15 protein-coding genes are annotated in these 15,481 nt (G+C 67.1%); 11 read left to right on the top strand and 4 right to left on the bottom strand.

Annotation, left to right across the window (positions count from 1 at the left end):
- Positions 1 to 71 precede the first annotated feature (71 nt).
- The 5 genes from glf to BSZ39_RS01340 are packed head-to-tail and all read left to right on the top strand — an operon-like array spanning position 72 to position 5,428.
- Positions 72 to 1,253: a UDP-galactopyranose mutase gene (glf, locus tag BSZ39_RS01360; RefSeq protein ID WP_073715609.1), complete on the top strand. Its 1,182-nt coding sequence runs from the start codon at positions 72 to 74 to the stop codon at positions 1,251 to 1,253.
- Complete coding sequence (locus tag BSZ39_RS01355) at positions 1,250 to 2,131, top strand: ABC transporter permease (protein ID WP_073715608.1); 882 nt, start codon at positions 1,250 to 1,252, stop codon at positions 2,129 to 2,131. The genes glf and BSZ39_RS01355 overlap by 4 nt, the downstream gene beginning before the upstream one ends.
- Positions 2,131 to 2,874, top strand: a complete 744-nt coding sequence (locus BSZ39_RS01350) for an ABC transporter ATP-binding protein (RefSeq protein WP_073715607.1) — start codon at positions 2,131 to 2,133, stop codon at positions 2,872 to 2,874. Before BSZ39_RS01355 ends, BSZ39_RS01350 begins: the two co-directional genes overlap by 1 nt.
- The gene (locus BSZ39_RS01345; RefSeq protein WP_073715606.1) at positions 2,874 to 4,529 is read left to right on the top strand and encodes a glycosyltransferase; all 1,656 of its coding nucleotides are present in this window, start codon (positions 2,874 to 2,876) and stop codon (positions 4,527 to 4,529) included. Before BSZ39_RS01350 ends, BSZ39_RS01345 begins: the two co-directional genes overlap by 1 nt.
- A 2-nt stretch (positions 4,530 to 4,531) precedes the next feature.
- Positions 4,532 to 5,428 (top strand): glycosyltransferase family 2 protein, encoded by an 897-nt coding sequence (locus tag BSZ39_RS01340; RefSeq protein WP_083602841.1) that lies wholly within the window; start codon positions 4,532 to 4,534, stop codon positions 5,426 to 5,428.
- Positions 5,429 to 5,448: 20 nt separating this feature from the next.
- On the opposite strand, the gene BSZ39_RS01335 is transcribed toward BSZ39_RS01340, so the two are convergent.
- Positions 5,449 to 6,150, bottom strand: a complete 702-nt coding sequence (locus BSZ39_RS01335) for a TIGR03089 family protein (RefSeq protein ID WP_073715604.1) — start codon at positions 6,148 to 6,150, stop codon at positions 5,449 to 5,451.
- Positions 6,151 to 6,318: 168 nt separating this feature from the next.
- Here BSZ39_RS01335 and BSZ39_RS01330 point away from each other — a divergent pair, with 168 nt between their 5' ends.
- The 3 genes from BSZ39_RS01330 to BSZ39_RS01320 are packed head-to-tail and all read left to right on the top strand — an operon-like array spanning position 6,319 to position 11,401.
- On the top strand, positions 6,319 to 6,570 hold the full coding sequence (locus tag BSZ39_RS01330; RefSeq protein ID WP_143180319.1) for a WhiB family transcriptional regulator: 252 nt from the start codon (positions 6,319 to 6,321) through the stop codon (positions 6,568 to 6,570).
- Between the two features lie 11 nt (positions 6,571 to 6,581).
- Positions 6,582 to 9,920: a glycosyltransferase gene (locus tag BSZ39_RS01325; RefSeq protein ID WP_073715602.1), complete on the top strand. Its 3,339-nt coding sequence runs from the start codon at positions 6,582 to 6,584 to the stop codon at positions 9,918 to 9,920.
- On the top strand, positions 9,917 to 11,401 hold the full coding sequence (locus BSZ39_RS01320) for a DUF5719 family protein (protein ID WP_073715601.1): 1,485 nt from the start codon (positions 9,917 to 9,919) through the stop codon (positions 11,399 to 11,401). The genes BSZ39_RS01325 and BSZ39_RS01320 overlap by 4 nt, the downstream gene beginning before the upstream one ends.
- Here BSZ39_RS01320 and BSZ39_RS01315 read toward each other — a convergent pair.
- Positions 11,398 to 12,495 carry a pyridoxal-phosphate-dependent aminotransferase family protein gene (locus BSZ39_RS01315; RefSeq protein ID WP_073715600.1) on the bottom strand — a complete coding sequence of 366 codons (1,098 nt, stop codon included), beginning with the start codon at positions 12,493 to 12,495 and terminating at the stop codon, positions 11,398 to 11,400. The two genes, BSZ39_RS01320 and BSZ39_RS01315, sit on opposite strands and share 4 nt — an antisense overlap.
- 28 nt (positions 12,496 to 12,523) lie before the next feature.
- Positions 12,524 to 12,967, bottom strand: a complete 444-nt coding sequence (locus tag BSZ39_RS01310) for a metallopeptidase family protein (protein ID WP_073715599.1) — start codon at positions 12,965 to 12,967, stop codon at positions 12,524 to 12,526.
- 37 nt (positions 12,968 to 13,004) lie between these two features.
- On the opposite strand from BSZ39_RS01310, the gene BSZ39_RS01305 reads away from it, so the two are divergent.
- Both BSZ39_RS01305 and BSZ39_RS13345 read left to right on the top strand, forming a co-directional pair.
- The gene (locus tag BSZ39_RS01305) at positions 13,005 to 13,391 is read left to right on the top strand and encodes a DUF3499 domain-containing protein (protein WP_073715598.1); all 387 of its coding nucleotides are present in this window, start codon (positions 13,005 to 13,007) and stop codon (positions 13,389 to 13,391) included.
- Entirely contained in the window at positions 13,384 to 13,632 is a 249-nt protein-coding gene (locus tag BSZ39_RS13345; protein WP_143180313.1) for a Trm112 family protein, read from the top strand. The genes BSZ39_RS01305 and BSZ39_RS13345 overlap by 8 nt, the downstream gene beginning before the upstream one ends.
- Here BSZ39_RS13345 and BSZ39_RS01300 read toward each other — a convergent pair.
- A complete protein-coding gene (locus BSZ39_RS01300; RefSeq protein WP_073715597.1) occupies positions 13,556 to 14,353 on the bottom strand; it encodes an RDD family protein in 798 nt (265 codons plus the stop codon). The two genes, BSZ39_RS13345 and BSZ39_RS01300, sit on opposite strands and share 77 nt — an antisense overlap.
- Before the next feature lie 18 nt (positions 14,354 to 14,371).
- On the opposite strand from BSZ39_RS01300, the gene BSZ39_RS01295 reads away from it, so the two are divergent.
- A complete protein-coding gene (locus BSZ39_RS01295; RefSeq protein ID WP_073715596.1) occupies positions 14,372 to 15,373 on the top strand; it encodes a stage II sporulation protein M in 1,002 nt (333 codons plus the stop codon).
- The last annotated feature ends 108 nt before the right edge of the window (positions 15,374 to 15,481 follow it).

The raw sequence follows: 15,481 nt of genomic DNA, 5'->3' as shown, positions 1-15,481 counted from the left end.
GGGGAGTCTACCCCGGTTGCCCTAACGCGGCGGCTAGACTGGGGTGACGCCCAACAGAAAGTGAGACCGACGTGGATATTGATCTTCTCGTCGTGGGGTCCGGGTTCTACGGATTGACCATGGCCGAACAGTGCGCAGAGAAACTGGGCATGAAGGTCGCCATCATCGAGTCCCGACACCACATTGGGGGCAACGCCTACTCCGAAATCGAACCTGAGACCGGAATCGAAGTCCACCGCTACGGTGCTCACCTCTTTCACACCTCCAATGAGCGGGTGTGGGATTACGTCACCCGCTTCACGTCGTTCACCGACTACCGCCACCACGTGCTGACCCGCGTCGGCGACCAGGTCTTCCAGATGCCGATCAACCTCGGCACGATTAACAGCTTCTTCAAGGCGGCGTACACGCCGGACGAGGCGCGAGCACTCATCGCGAACCAGTCCCAAGAGTTGGGCGATAAGGAACCAGAAAACCTGGAAGAAAAGGCGATCTCGCTGATCGGTCGCCCGCTGTATGAGGCGTTCATTAAGGGCTACACGGCCAAGCAGTGGGAGACGGATCCGGCGCTGCTGCCTCCCGGGATCATTTCCCGCCTGCCCGTGCGCTATAACTACAACGCGCGCTACTTCTCCGATACCTACGAGGGGCTCCCGGTCGACGGCTACACCGCGTGGCTGGAGAAGATGGCCGACCACAAGAACATCGAGGTACACCTCAACACGGACTTCTTCGACACTTCCCAGCCGTTCAACAAGGACTCGGCCGTCGGGCAACTCCCGATCGTCTACACCGGTCCCGTCGACCGCTACTTCGACTATGCCGAGGGGGACCTGTCCTGGCGCACGCTCGATTTCGAAAAGGAAGTCCTGCCGGTCGGCGACTTCCAGGGAACCTCCGTCATGAACTATGGCGACCAGGACGTACCCTTCACTCGGATCCACGAGTTTCGGCACTTCCACCCCGAGCGCAACTACCCGAAGGACAAGACGGTCATCATGCGGGAATATTCCCGCTTTGCCAACCGAAACGATGAGCCGTACTACCCGGTCAACACCACGAAGGACCGCGAACGTCTCGCGGCCTACCGCGAGGCGATGGCAGGGGAGAAGAACGTGCTCTTCGGCGGCCGCCTCGGCACCTATCAGTACCTCGACATGCATATGGCGATCGCGTCGGCGCTCACGGCATTCGACAACCGGATCACCCCGCATGTGAAGACCGGCGAAGATATCGCCGCCAAGAACGCATGAGCGTCCAAACCTCGCCGCTTGACCATCCCTGGCGAGAACCCGGCAAAGGCCGGGGGCTGGCCGAGATCGTCTACCGCTTCTACCTGCTGAAGCTCATCGTCCACAAGGACCTGCGGGTGCGTTACCGGGGCTCGATCCTCGGCATGCTGTGGAGCTACGTCAAGCCCGCCGTGCAGTTCGTCGTCTTCTACTTCGCGGTCGGTGAGTTCTTGCGGATGAACGATCGTGTCGATAACTACGCGATCTACCTGTTCTCCGGCATCGTCATCGTCAATTTCTTCACCGAGTCCTTCGGCAATGCGACGCGTTCGATCGCGGGCAACTACGCGCTGGTGAAAAAGATCTATCTGCCGCGCGAACTCTTCCCGGTCTCAGCGCTGTGGGTCGCGGCGATCCACTTCTTCCCGCAGCTCGTCGTCCTCATCATCGGTGCGCTGCTCTTCGGCTGGGCTCCGACGTTCTTGCAGCTGCTCGCCGCGGTCGGCGCGCTCATCATCCTCGCGATCTTCTGCCTCGGCCTTGGCCTGCTCTTCGGCGCGATCAACGTGCTGTTTCGGGACGCGGAGAACCTCGTCGACCTGTTCGTCATGGTCGCGACGTGGGCCTCGCCCGTGCTGTACACGTGGCAGCAGGTCTTTAGCGTGTCGGAAAAGAACGGCGGCTGGCTGTTCCCGATCTACATGCTCAACCCGATCACCCCGGTCGTCGAGGTCTTCCACTGGGCATTTTGGGAGCCGACGATCGGCGCGACGGGTGAATCCCTCCCGCCGAACATGGCGATGTGGATGGGGATCGCGACCGTCGTCTCGCTTGCCACGCTGGCGCTCGGTGAGTACGTCTTTCGTCGCCTCGATGGCCGTTTCGCGCAGGAGCTGTAATGAGCGATACCGATGTCATCCGCGTAGAGCACGCAGTCAAGAAGTTCACCCTCAAGCACACGCACTCTCTCAAAGAGTGGGTCGTGTGGAATTTCAAGGGCCGCCGCGGCGAACTCACCGAATCTTTCACTGCGCTGAACGACGTCTCGTTCTCCCTCAAGCAGGGCGAGACGGTCGCGCTCCTCGGGTTTAACGGCTCGGGCAAATCGACGATGCTCAAACTCATCTCGGGCGTCATGAGTACCGACGAGGGCGAGATCCGGGTGCGCGGCAAGATCGCGGGCCTCATCGAGGTCGGCGCGGGCTTCCACCCCGACCTCACGGGCCGCGAAAACATTTACCTCAACGGCGCGATCCTCGGCATGAGTGAAGACGAAATCAACGCCGCCTTCGACGACATCGTCGCGTTTTCCGAAATCGAGCAGTTCATCGACACCGAGGTGAAGTTCTACTCCTCGGGCATGTTCCTGCGCCTCGCCTTTTCCGTCGCGGTCCACACGAACCCCGACATCTTCTTGATCGACGAAATCCTCGCCGTCGGCGACGAGCCGTTCCAAAAGAAATGCCTGAAGCGCATCGAAGAGCTCAAGCTCGAAGGCAAGTCGCTCGTCATCGTCTCCCACGACCTCGACCTCGTCGCCAGCATGTGTGAACGCGGCATCCTGCTACGCAAGGGCGAACTGGTCTTCGACGGCAATGTCCACCAAGCGGTCGCGATGATGCGCGACGGGAAGGAACAGTAGTGGAGGTAGGAAGCACCCAGCGCGCCTTGGCCGAGGCCTTTAGCGACCACACGATCGAGCTGTCGCTGAGCGACGAAGCACGCGACGTGCTGGCCCGGCTCGATGAGCGCTGGCTCATCTCCGCGCTCAAGCCGCAGATCCTCACCTACCCCGACCGCACGATCATGCTGCGGCTGTTCCTGTGCGACACCCAGCCGCTCGAGGACCGCAATACGCTGCGCGATATCCGCCCCGCGGACGTCGTCATGCCGGAAGCCGACGGCATCCTCATCGCGACGCCCAAGTCGGGCAGCGGTGACGTGCCCCAGCAGCGCTTCTTACTGCTGCCCTCGCGTGCCGTCATGGACGGGGACGCGCCCTTCATCTTCGTGAAGCCCGATTCGCTCAAGGGCAAGGCGATGAGCCAGGTCTACCGGCGCCTGTACGGCAAGATGCCGATCGCGCTCGACCGCTACCGCCAGTCCCGCAACTCCGCCTACGACCAGCGCTGGCAGCTGACCGCGCCGACGGTCGACTCCGCGAGCCCGCTCTCGCGTACGGAGGACGGTAAGCCGTGGATGTGGATCGCGATGCACTGGCTGGAAAACGGTGGCGCCGAAGAATGGGCGTTCCGCCAGGCCGAGCTCGCTCGCGATGCGGGCTACCGCATCCTCATCACCGTCGACCGCGGCGCGCCGCAGCGCCTGCTGGGCCGTGCTTACGGCATCGCCGAGGAAGTGTTCTTGTGCGCCCAGACGTTCGGTCAGGTCGAACGCACCCCGTTCGTCGATAAGCTCCTGCGGACCTACCAGCCCGCGGCGATCCACATCCACCACTCGGTGCTCGCCTACGAAAATCTCGGCCTCGTGCGCACGCTGCTGCCCGATACGCGCATCGAGGACTCGGTCCACATCGTCGAGCATCGCGGCGGCGGTTATGTCGCCGACTCGGTGCGCGCCTCGCGCCTGATCGACCTGCACCACGTCATCAGCCCGCAGCTGCGCGAGATCTACACGCGCGAGGCCGGCATCGATCAGGGCAAGGTCGCCTACTATCCGCTCACGGGCCTCACCGCACGCGCGAGCGCGAGCGCTCCTGCCGAGATCGCGCCGCGCCCGGGAAAGAAGCTCCGCGTCGGGTTCCTTGGCCGGATGAGCCTGCAAAAGCGCCCGTTCCTCTTCGTCGATGTCGCCCGCAAGCTGCACGCCGCCCAGCCGGAGGCGTTCGAGTTCGTCATGCAGGGCAGCGGTGAGCTCGCCAGCTACACGCGCGACCACCTGGCCCGCGCGGGCCTCGCCGATGTCGTCGCGACGCGCGAGTGGGGACCGGTCACAGACTTCTTATCCGAGATCGATGTCTTGCTCATCACCTCCGATAATGAGGGCCTGACGCTCACCTCCCTCGAGGCTACCGGCGCCGGCGTACTCGTCGTGAGCGCCGACGTTGGCTCTCAGCTGACCGTCGTCGCGCCCGGCGCGCTGCTGCCGCGCGAGCCCAAGAGCTTCCTCGCCCACGCCGTCGCGCTGCTGAAGCGCCTCGCCTCCGATGACGCCGAGCGTCGCTCGCTCATGTCGCGTCAGATGTCGCTCGTTGCCGACCTCGCCTCGCGCACCTCGGCCGAAGATTTTTATGCCGACCACTACCGCACGCTCGCGGGAAAGACTACGAAGGAGTAATCATGCGCGTCGCTGCCGTCGTCGTGACCTACAACCGGGCCGACATGCTCGAAAAAACCCTGGCCGGCCTAGAAGCCCAGTCGCGCCCGGTCGACCGCATCATCGTCGTCGATAATGCCTCCACCGACCGCACGCCCGAAATGCTCGCCGCGCGCAAGGCGGCGGTCCCGACCACGATCACGCGGCTGAAGCGCAACACCGGCGGTGCAGGCGGCTTCGCCCACGGCATCCAGGCAGCCTACGGCGCGGGCTATGACGCCTACTGGATCATGGACGATGACACCGTCCCGCGGCCCGATGCGCTGAAGGCGTTGCTCGGCGGTATCGACCAGTTCGAAGAGCGCACCGGCGATCAGCCGAGCTTCGCGTGCTCGATGGTGTTGTGGACCGACGGCGAACTGTGCGAGATGAACACGCCGGACCCGACGTGGGACTGGCCGCGCCACATGGCGCATAACGAGCCCTACCAGCTCGTGAAGTCCTGCTCGTTCGTCTCCTGCCTCATCACCAAGGACGCGGTGCGCGAATGCGGCCTGCCGTATCGCGAGTACTTCATCTGGTACGACGATGCTGAGTACACGATGCGCCTGAGCAAATTCCGGCCCGGCATTTTCGTCGCCGATTCCAAGGTCGACCACCTGCTGGGGGAGAACCGCGGCGTGAACTTCGGTGACGTTACCGACAAGAACATCTGGAAGTTCGAATACGGCGTGCGCAACCAGGTCTCGGCCGCGTTCTCGCTGCGTTCGCCGACGATCGCCGTCCAGCTCGCCGAGAACATGCTCAAGCAGCTGCACGGCTCGGGGGTCTCAGCCAAGCTGCGCTTAAGGCTCATCAAGGCGGGCCTGAAGGGCCTCGTCTTCCACCCGAAGAAGCGCTACGCCCGCGTCGTCCGCTAGGACATCGTCCCTAGGTGGCCTTACCGACAGGCGCCGCGCAGCGGGAGGGCTGCCTCCTGGGCTGCCACGGACTGGCAGTTCATCGTCTCATCGCTCGGATCGATGACGACGATCGAACCGCCCGCAAGCAGCTGGGAGCTCACGGTCCGCACGAGTTCTTGGTTGTTCGCCGGGCGCACCATGATGCGGTCCGATGTGCCACCCACGAGCAACTCGTCGAGGTCCCCAAAGCGCAGGTTCGGGCCGGCGACGGCCACGGCCTGCGGGTCTAGCGGCGGCATGGGGCCGAGTTGGTCGGCGGCGGCCATGACATCGGCGTTCGCATCGGCGATCATGGGCGGCAATTCCCACTCGAATTCACGCGCGAGGGCGGGCAGAGCGACCGCGAGCACATCGGCGGGGGAGGTAGTGAAGTCTTCCGGCCGGTCGGTCACGATGACGTCGACGTCATCAATCTCACGGAACGCGACGCCGGCGCCGGCGAGCCACGTGCCGAATACCCATATGGGCGAGCGCCAGGAAACCGGCAGGTCGATGAATACGGTGGCGCCGGGCTCGATGGCCACGTCGGTGACCAGGTAGTTCGCGGTCTTTGCGATCCACTGAGCGAGGACAGCGCCGGTGAGCTCGACACGTTCAGCCTCGGAGTACCACGTGAGGGCGGGACCGGGACAGGCGGCGATCGCGGCGAGGATCGACGCGGGATTATGGCGTGGGGGCATAGTAGCCATCATACGGCGGAGAACGTATATCACCGATTCACTTGACGAATGCGAGTGACACGCGTGTAATTTAGAGACAGACATTGATCGACCGAACGGAGAGCGACCGTGTGGAACATCCTGGGTGACGGACCAATCTCCGCTCAGAACCCGCAAACCGAGCATCGTATGCTCGACCCCTACGAGAGCGTCGAATACGGCACCCCGGCATGGTACGAGCTGGCGCTGTGCGCCCAGACTGATCCGGAAGCGTTCTTCCCCGAAAAGGGCGGTAGCACGCGGGAAGCCAAGCGGGTGTGCGCGTCGTGTCCGGTAGCCAAGCGCTGCCTGGAATATGCGCTGGAAAACGATGAGCGATTCGGTATTTGGGGCGGGCTGTCCGAACGCGAACGTCGTAAGTTGAAGCGTCGCATCAGCTAACCCCGCCATAGATGACGCCTAAGGCTCACCCCGACCAAGATGTCACCGCCGTCGTTGTGACGTGCGGTGACACTCCATATCTCAAGCGAACGCTGAGCGGCATCGGTGCCCAGGAGCACCTACCCGATCGGCTCGTTGTCATCGACGTCGCGGCCCCCGGCCGCTCGCTAGGTTCCGGTAGGCCCATCCAGGAAGTCGTCGCCGAATCCCTCGACGATCACGCCCTGCCCACGCGCGTCATCAATATCCCCGGAGCTGAGAATTTCGGCGACGCGGTGCGCCAGGGCCTTGCCGAACACCAAGAACTGCTCACGCGCGCGGCCCAACGCCGCGAGGCCCGCACCGGCGAGATCCCTGCCGTGCGCGAAGGGGCGGTGGCCTGGCTGTGGCTGTTGCACGACGATTCCGCGCCCGAGGAGCGGGCCCTTGCTGAACTGCTGCGCGAGGTCGAACTCGCCACCTCGATCGGGCTCGCGGGCTGTAAGGAGCGCGACTGGGCGAAACCCGACCGCCTCCTCGCCGCGGGCATCAACGCGACCTCGACGACCCGCCGCTTCATCGAAACCGACGTCGACGAGATCGACCAGGGCCAGCTCGATCACCGCAGCGATGTCCTGGGCGTGTCCATCGCGGGCGCGCTCATCCGCCGCGATATCTGGACGAGCCTCGGCGGCACCGACCCGCACCTCGGCCCCTTCAACGACGGGCTGGAGCTCTCGCGCCGCGTGCGCCTTGCGGGCTACCGCGTCGTCGTCGTGCCATCCGCCATCGTCTTTCACGCCCAGGCGTCCTATCAGGGCCTGCGCTCCGATGAGGAGCAGGCACCCGATGTGCGCCGCTCCTTCGGCGATCGGCGCGCCGCCCAGCTCCACACGTGGATTTCCGGCGTGCCCGGCTGGCAGGTGCCGCTCGTCTACCTCGCGATCCTTATCCTCACCCCGCTGCGGGCGCTGTGGCGCCTGGCGCGCAAGGACTTCGACCTGCTCACCGCCGAGCTGCGCGCGGGCGCGCATGTCCTGTCCTCGCCGCAGCAGTGGCTGGCGACGCGCAAGAGCACCGAGGTGAGCCGTCGGGTCGCGCGCTCGACGCTCGAGCGGATCTATACCCCGCGTTCGGTCATCGCGGCAAAGAAACGCGAACTGCGGCGCTCCCATAAGGACGCGGCCAAGGCCGCCGCGGCCCCGAGCGAACTCGAACTCGCCGAACTCGCGCGCCTGGCCCGGCGCCGCCGCGCGGTCCTCACCCTGCTCGCGCTCGCCCTGCTCGGCATCGGCATCTGGCTGATCCGTCCGCCGATGACCGCCGGCATCTATGAGGGCGGCGCGCTCCAGCGCGCGACCGGGTCTCTCCTGGAGACCTACCGGGCCGCAACGTCCGGTTGGCTCGACGTCGGGCTCGGCCACCCCGGACCGCCCGATGCCTTCTTGTGGACGCTGCTGCCCGGCCTGCTGTTGACGGGCAACCTCTCCGCGCTCGTGCCGCTGACCTATCGGCTCGCCGTCCCACTCGCGGGCGTCGGCGCCTGGTTCGCGGCCGGCGCGGGCACCCGCTCCATCCTCATCCGTGCCTGGGTTGCGATCACCTGGGCGCTGGCCCCGAGCTTCATCCCGGCGCTGCACGCCGGTGAGCTCGGCCCGGCCCTGGCCCATATGACGCTGCCGTGGATGATCCTCGGACTCACGCGGGCCGTCGCCGCCGAGCGGCACGACGTTGTCGAGTCCGGCATGGTCGGCGCGCAGCGCGTCGACCGCGAAGCCCTCGCCGCCCGCCTTCACAGCGACGAACCTGCCCCGAGCACGCCGGAGGTCACCACCGACGAGGCGCCCGCGCCGCTGCGAGCGATGCGCAGCAAGACGAACGTCGCCGCGGCCGCCGGTGCGGCGATCGCGTTCGCGATCATCACGGCAGGCGCGCCTGTCCTGCTGCTACCGGGCATCGTGCTGCTGTGGGCCTCCCAGCTCGTCATCGCGCACCACCGACTCGCCTTCCTGCTCATTCCGATCCCCACGCTCGTCTTGCATGCGCCGCGCCTCGTCGCGATGGTGCGCGAGGGGCTGTGGCAGCTCGCGGTGACGAGCCCGGGCCTGCCGCAAAACACCTCCAGTGGCGATATCCGCACGGCGCTACTCGGCTGGTCCGCACCTTTGCCGACCGGCTCGCTCGGCCCCATCCCGCTCGCCCCGCTGGCGATCGGCGCGGGCACCGTCCTGCTCGTCGCGGCCCTCGCCGCGCTCGGGCGCCGCGGCGGTACCGGTCTTGCGGTGCGCCTCGGCTGGTTCGTCGTCCTCATCGCCGCCGCGAGCTTCATCGTCGTGCGCGATATCATCATCGCCCACGTCGCGGGCGAGGCCGTCACGGCCAATACCGCGCCGCTCGTTACGCTCCTGGTCGCGGGCCTGCTGATCGCCGCCGTCGCCGGGGTAACGGGCACGCGCGAATATTTCGCCGACGCGACATTCGGCTGGCGCCACGCGGTCGCGATCGCGACCGCCGTCCTTGCCATCGCGGTGCCGCTGTCCTGGGCGCTGATCATCGGGCCGCAGGCCGCGCAGCGTATGCAGGTCAAGGCCACGTCCGCACTGCCGACGCCGGCCCTCGCGCAGCAGCTGGCCGCGGGCGTCGGACAGGAACGCACGCTCATCCTGACCCCCGAAGCCGACGAGGGCCTGCGCGCCGACGTCGTGCGCACCGACGGCCAGACGATGCTGACCTCGGCGTCCGTCATCGCCGTGCGCTCGCTGCACGACACCGCAGACGCCGCGGCCGAATCCTTCCGCGCCTCCGTCGCGAACCTCGCTGCCAGCAACTCCGATACCGGGGCCGCCGAACTCGGCGCGGCCGGTATCGGCGTCATCGTCGTGCCGCCCGTCGACGAGCTCGCGAGCGACGTGAACCAGTCCGCCCACGCCCGCCTCGTCGCGGCACTCGACGCGACGCCCGGCGTCTCGCGCGTCACTGTCAACCGCTCGGGCACGATCTGGCGCGTCGACGCCGGCAGTGAGTCCGGCACCGTGACATCCCGCGCCCGCATCGCAGATGGCGACGAGCTGCAGGCGATCGCCTCGGAGGGCAACGGCGTACGCACCCAGGTCGCGGAAGGCTCCGCGACGCGCACCCTCGTCCTTGCCGAGCGCGCCGATTCCGGCTGGCAGGCCCGCTACAACGGGGCCTCGCTCGGCGCGAGCGACCACGGCTGGCAGCAGGCCTTCGACCTGCCCGCCCACGCGGGCGAGCTGACCGTGCGTTACCAGCCCGTCTACCAGCCCTACTGGCTCATCGCCGGCGCGATTACCGCGCTCATCACCGCCCTGCTCGCCATCCCGCGTCCCCGCCGGGAGGTCCGCCCGTGAATGCTCTCCGCTTAACCAAGACCGCGCTGTCGATCGTGCTCGCCATCGTCATGGTCGGCGCAGTCGTCGCCGTCGCCGTAACCAGCCCGCGCGTCACGCTGCCGCAGCCTCCGGAGCCGAGCGCCGCGAGCGCCGTCGAGCTCCCGCCCTCGGAGGTCCGCCAGGCGTGCCTCGCGGGCCCGTATGCCGAAGGCAAACAGGAAGGCGACGAGGAATTCGGTGAGCGCACCGCGGCGAGCCGTACCCTCACCTCGCTCACCGTCCTGCCGCGCCAATCCGCCGCGGGCAGCGCCGCCTACACGCGGCAGACCGACGGCCAGCGCTTCGACTTTTCCGGCACCCCGGCCGCTATCCTGTCCCTCGATAACGAACACGAGCCCGGCATCGTCGCGGCCCAGCCCTCCGGCGGCGCCCGCCCCGCGCTCGTCGGCGGCACCGCCACGATCAACACCGCCGGCGACTTGCGCGGCCTGACCGCGATGACGTGCGCATCGCCCATCACCGACGCCTGGCTGCTCGGCGGCGCCACGACCGTCGGCGCGAGCGCCGAACTCGTGCTCACCAACCCCGGACAGACGGTCGCGACGGCGACGATCGAGGCCTATAGCGAACGCGGCGCGCTGCCCGAAGGCTCGGTCGCGAGGACCTCCGTCGCCCCCGGCAAGACGGAAAAGATCCTGCTCGAATCCTCCATCTCCGAAATCGAGCGCCTCGCCCTGCACATCAAGGTCGACGGCGGCGCGCTCGTCCCCGCGATCGTCACGCACCGCCTCGATGGCATCATCGCCAAGGGCAGCGCGATCGTCTCGCCCGGCGCGGGCGCGGAGCGCACCCAGCTCGTCTCTGGCGTCCACCTCGCGGGCGGCAGCGGCGACGTGCTGCGCCTCGTTAACCCCGGCGACGAGGTCGCGACGGTGAAGGTCACGATGCTCTCGGCCGAGGGCGCGACGACCCTGCCCGGCGCCGAGTCCCTCGCGATCGATGCGGGCGCGGTCCAAGACATCGACCTCGCGGCGCTCGCGGAGGGCGACTACTCGATCGAGGTCGAATCCAACCAGCCCGTGCTCGCGGCGGCGGCGACGCACCGGGACGGCGAGGGCGGCGTGTCCTCGACGGCGTGGATCCCCTCGGCCACGGCGGGCCGCGAGCTCTACGTTCCGGGCATCGCCGAGGCGGGCATCACCGCGCACGTCGCGATCACGGCCCCCTCGACGTCGGGCGCGAGCGTGACGTATCGTCCGGTCGCGGCTAATGGCGCGGTCGGGGAGGAAGCCCGACTCGAGATCCCGGCCGGGAGCGTGCGCGTCCCGTCGCTGCCGGAAGGCACGCGCGCCGTGCAGCTCTCGGCCAACGTGCCGATCAGTGCCGCGAGCATCCTCGACGTCGCGGGCGAGGGCGGCACGATGTCCGCGGCCCTGCCGGCGATCGTCGACTCGGATGTGCGCCGGACGGTGACAGTCCGGCTCGGCGACTTCGACTAGCGGCCCAGCGCCTCACCAAGCGCGCCCAGGACGAGCGCGACGGTCGCCGGACTCGCGTTCGGCCCCATGAGCCCGATGCGCCACACGCTCGACGCATACTCGCCGACGCCCGCACCGATCTCGAGCGAATAGTGCTCGAGTAGGTGGCGACGCACCGCCGCCGAATCGACGCCCTCGGGCACGCGCACGGTGGTCAGCTGCGGCAGCCGCGCGCCCTCGGCGGCGAACAGCTCGAGGCCCATGTCGACCAGTCCCTGCTGCAGCGCCGCCCCCGCGGCCTCGTGGCGGGCGATCGCGGTATCGAGGCTCTCGGCAAGGATGCGCGTGAGCGCGGCGTGCAGGGAGACGACCATGCCCGTGGGTGCGGTGTGGTGGTAGGTGCGCTGCCGGCCGGCGCTGCCGCCGACGTAGCCGCCGAGCAGGCCGAGGTCGAAATACCAGGACGACGGCCGCCCGACACGGCGTTTAAATGCCCGCTCGGAGATGGTGAACGGGGCGAGCCCCGGTGCGACGCCGAGGCACTTTTGGGTGCCCGCATACGCGATATCGACGCCCCAGTCATCGACGCTCACCTCGCTGCCGCCGATCGCGGTGACGTGGTCGGTCAGCAGCAGCGCATTGCCCTTGATCTCGCCGAGCGCGGCGATGTCATTGCGTACGCCCGTGGAGGTTTCGGCGTGGACGGCCGCGATGATGTCCGGGTTGGGGTGCGCCCGGCGCACCGCGTGGATATCGATCGGTTCGCCCCACGGGCTGTCGACGGGCACGACGCGCGCGTGCAGCCGTGAGGCGACCTCGCACATGCGCTGCCCGAACAGGCCGTTGACGGCCACGACGACGACGTCGCCCTTGTGGACCGTGTTGACGAAGGCGGCCTCCATGCCGCCCGAACCGGTCGCCGATAGCGGCAGCGTGCGCGGGTTTTCCGTGCCCCACACCGTGCGCAGCATCTCGCAGGTCTCGTCCATGATCCGCAAAAACTCTGGGTCGAGATGCCCGAGCAGGGGGCGGGTGAGGGCCACCTGGGCCTCAGCGTACGGGTTGCAGGGGCCGGGGCCACACAACTTCCGCTCAATCAGGGGTGCGCTGATCATAACTGTGACGTTAGCACCGGGGCGCGCCCTACAGGGGGAAGTCCGGATCGAGATCAGTGACGGCGACGCCGAGGATGTCGGCGCACTGTTCGATTAGGACGTAATGCGTGAGCTCGTCGATCTCCTTATCGCTCGTGCAGCGCGTCGCGATCGGCAGGCGGTAGAGCACGACGCGGTAGCGCAGCCCGTGGGTGCGGTCGGCCGCAAACGTGCGCGCCAGGGTGATGCCGTGCGCCTCGAACCGCGACGGATTCGACGGCGGAACCTCCTCGACAGCGAACTCGACATTGCGTAGCTTCGGGTTCTCGCGCACGAGATCGCGCACGTTATCGCTGACGATATCGTCGAAGATTTCCCGCCGCGTGCGCCAGCCCGGCAGCGCCGGCGGAATCAATGGACCGCGGATGCCGCGACCGTGCCGATCGCGGCGGCGTCCGGAGCGGCGGGTGGGGATCGAAGGGAGAAAGGGCACGCTCTATAGCCTAGGCGAAAGCGGGTACCATCGAAGGGTGAAACCCGTCCGTCCCTGCATCCGTCCTGGCTGCTCGCGCAGCGCCGTCGCGACCCTGACGTACGTGTACGAGGACTCCTCGATGATCGTCGGTCCGCTGTCGGTGAAGGCGGAGCCGCACGCCTATGACCTGTGCGAGGAGCACGCCCAATCTCTCACGGCCCCGCGCGGCTGGGACGTTGTGCGGTTGCAGGTGAACTACCAGGTCGCGGAGCCCTCCAGCGATGATCTGACGGCGCTCGCCGACGCGGTCCTGGAGGCGTCCAAGCGTCCGAAGCCCTATGTGCCGCCGGCGGAGCGTTCCCCGGCGCGCGATATCACGCAGGCGCCGGCGGGACGCCCGCAGCTGCGGGTCATTTCAAACGAAGGAGACCTCGATGACTGACCTGCCGGCCTGGGTAAGCGAGGCCCTGATCTGCCCCGTGACGGGCGAAAAACTGCACTACAGCGAACAGGGCGGCGGCTGCTTTGTCACGCGCGGCGTGCGCCCCGAATATCGCTATCCGATCCGCGACGGGATCCCCGTCCTGCTCGCGGACGAGGCGATCGTTACCGAACAGCCTCGCGATGGCGCAGCAGCGAGAGGTACTCCTCATTGCGCCGCCGCACGAGCACCGCGGCCATAAACCGTTCGGGATGCGTGCCGGCCGGCGACGGGGGAGAGACAAAGCCCTCGAGCTCGGCCGCGAGCGATTCGGCGTGCGTCTGGCGCGCCTGCGGGCTCATCGTCGCCGAGCGCGTGAGGAAAATGCGGGCCCGGTTCGACAGGTTTGAGGGAATCGGCGCAATATCGGCCGTGCGAACCCATTCCGTGAGCTCGGGCGGCAGCACGAGCGGGTACGGATCGGATTCGACGTCGCGCATCCGCACGCAGTACGTTCCCGCGAGCAGATCACCGAGCCGGCGGCCGCGCGCATTGGCCAGCGAAACAACGGTGGCGAGCGCCCCGAACGTCGCCCAGTTTTCGACCACGCCGACGAGGGCCCGCACGAACACGTGGCGCAGACGCACCGGCCCGCCGTCTTCGCGCAATACCCGGATGCCGACGACGGTCTTGCCGAGCGACCTACCACCGGTCAGCCACTCGATCAGGAACGGGATCCCGAACGTGAGAGCCGCGATCCCGAGGATGAGCAGCGTTTGGGCCTGAGCGGGATTGAGCACGGGCCCGAAGCGCGTATACATGAGCATTGCGAAGATCCCCGTCGCGACCCACAGCCCGGCATCGATGATTCCCGCGAGCGCGCGCAGCGGCCCTGACGCGGGCCGAACCTCAAGTTCGATGGCCTCGCCAGTGATGATCGATTCATTGCCTAGCGGCGCTGAAGAGGAGACTGCGGTGGTCATATATGGCACATTACAGGGGTGGACACCGATGCATACAGCGCCTTTCACGCGAACAAGTGGAAACGCCTCGATGAGCTCGCCGCGCGCCGTGCCTTAAGCGGCGAGGAGATCGACGAGCTCGGGACGCTCTACCATTCGACGTCGCGCGACCTATCGGTCATCCGCACTTCCGCGCCCGACCCGTCGCTCGTGTCTCGGCTGTCCATCACGGTCGCTCGCGCCCGCGCGCGACTGACCGAGACGGAAAACTTTTCGCTGCCCGGCATCGCGAAATTCTTCACGATCACGCTCCCGCTCGCGTTCTACCGCGTCCGCTGGCACACCGTGGGTGCGATGGTGTTGTTCATCGCGATCGGGATCGCCTACGGCTGGGCGTTTTATCAATCGCCCGCGATGCAGTCGGCCGTGGGGACGCCCTCGCAACTGAAGCAGTACGCCGAAGAGGCCTTCGTCGCGTACTACACGAACTATCCGGCCCCCGATTTCGCCGCTCAGGTGTGGTCGAATAATGCGTGGATCGCTGCGATCATGGTCGGCTCCGGGATCAGCGGCGCGCTGCCGGCCTACATCCTGTACAACAACGCGGTCGCCGTCGGTCAGGCGGGCGCCGTCTTGGCGCTGCACGATCACCTCGACGTCTTCTTCTACTCGATCCTGCCGCACGGCCTGCTCGAGCTCACCGCGATCTTCATCGCCGCGGGCGCCGGCTTCCGGCTGTTTTGGGCGTGGGTCTCGCCCGGGCATCGCAGCCGCACGCGCGCGCTCGCCGAAGACGGGCGCACGCTCGCGATCGTCGCGATCGGACTCGTGTTCGTCCTCGGCGTTTCCGGCATCATCGAAGGCTTCGTCACCGGCAGCGAGCTGCCGACCGCGGCCAAGATCGCGATCGGCGCGATTGCGCTCGCGGGGTACTGGCTCTACACGCTCATCGTCGGCGGCCGCGCCGCGCGCCTCGGACTCGACGGCGACCTTTCCCAAGACGACGCAGGCTACCGACAACTCGAAGGCACGTTGCGCTAGTAGCTTCATTGCATCCTTAGCAACATCGGTTGACACAGGCCTCCTTAGCAACATATGTTGACGCTATGTTGTCGTGACAGGTAGTAGATATCGCATCTGATCACAGCG

Origin of the sequence: Bowdeniella nasicola, from assembly GCF_001907295.1 — a bacterium.
Taxonomy (GTDB): Bacteria; Actinomycetota; Actinomycetes; order Actinomycetales; family Actinomycetaceae; genus Bowdeniella; species Bowdeniella nasicola.
The sequence above is the reverse complement of the archived record's forward strand: the minus strand, read 5'-3'. Positions and strand labels throughout refer to the sequence as shown.

Excerpts from the sequence above, each read along its gene's own strand:
- BSZ39_RS01355 (WP_073715608.1), top strand. The coding sequence starts at position 1,250 with ATGAGCGTCCAAACCTCGCCGCTTGACCATCCCTGGCGAGAACCCGGC.
- BSZ39_RS01350 (WP_073715607.1), top strand. The coding sequence starts at position 2,131 with ATGAGCGATACCGATGTCATCCGCGTAGAGCACGCAGTCAAGAAGTTC.
- BSZ39_RS01340 (WP_083602841.1), top strand. The coding sequence starts at position 4,532 with ATGCGCGTCGCTGCCGTCGTCGTGACCTACAACCGGGCCGACATGCTC.
- BSZ39_RS01335 (WP_073715604.1), bottom strand. The coding sequence starts at position 6,150 with ATGCCCCCACGCCATAATCCCGCGTCGATCCTCGCCGCGATCGCCGCC.
- BSZ39_RS01330 (WP_143180319.1), top strand. The coding sequence starts at position 6,319 with ATGCTCGACCCCTACGAGAGCGTCGAATACGGCACCCCGGCATGGTAC.
- BSZ39_RS01325 (WP_073715602.1), top strand. The coding sequence starts at position 6,582 with ATGACGCCTAAGGCTCACCCCGACCAAGATGTCACCGCCGTCGTTGTG.
- BSZ39_RS01315 (WP_073715600.1), bottom strand. The coding sequence starts at position 12,495 with ATGATCAGCGCACCCCTGATTGAGCGGAAGTTGTGTGGCCCCGGCCCC.
- BSZ39_RS13345 (WP_143180313.1), top strand. The coding sequence starts at position 13,384 with ATGACTGACCTGCCGGCCTGGGTAAGCGAGGCCCTGATCTGCCCCGTG.
- BSZ39_RS01300 (WP_073715597.1), bottom strand. The coding sequence starts at position 14,353 with ATGACCACCGCAGTCTCCTCTTCAGCGCCGCTAGGCAATGAATCGATC.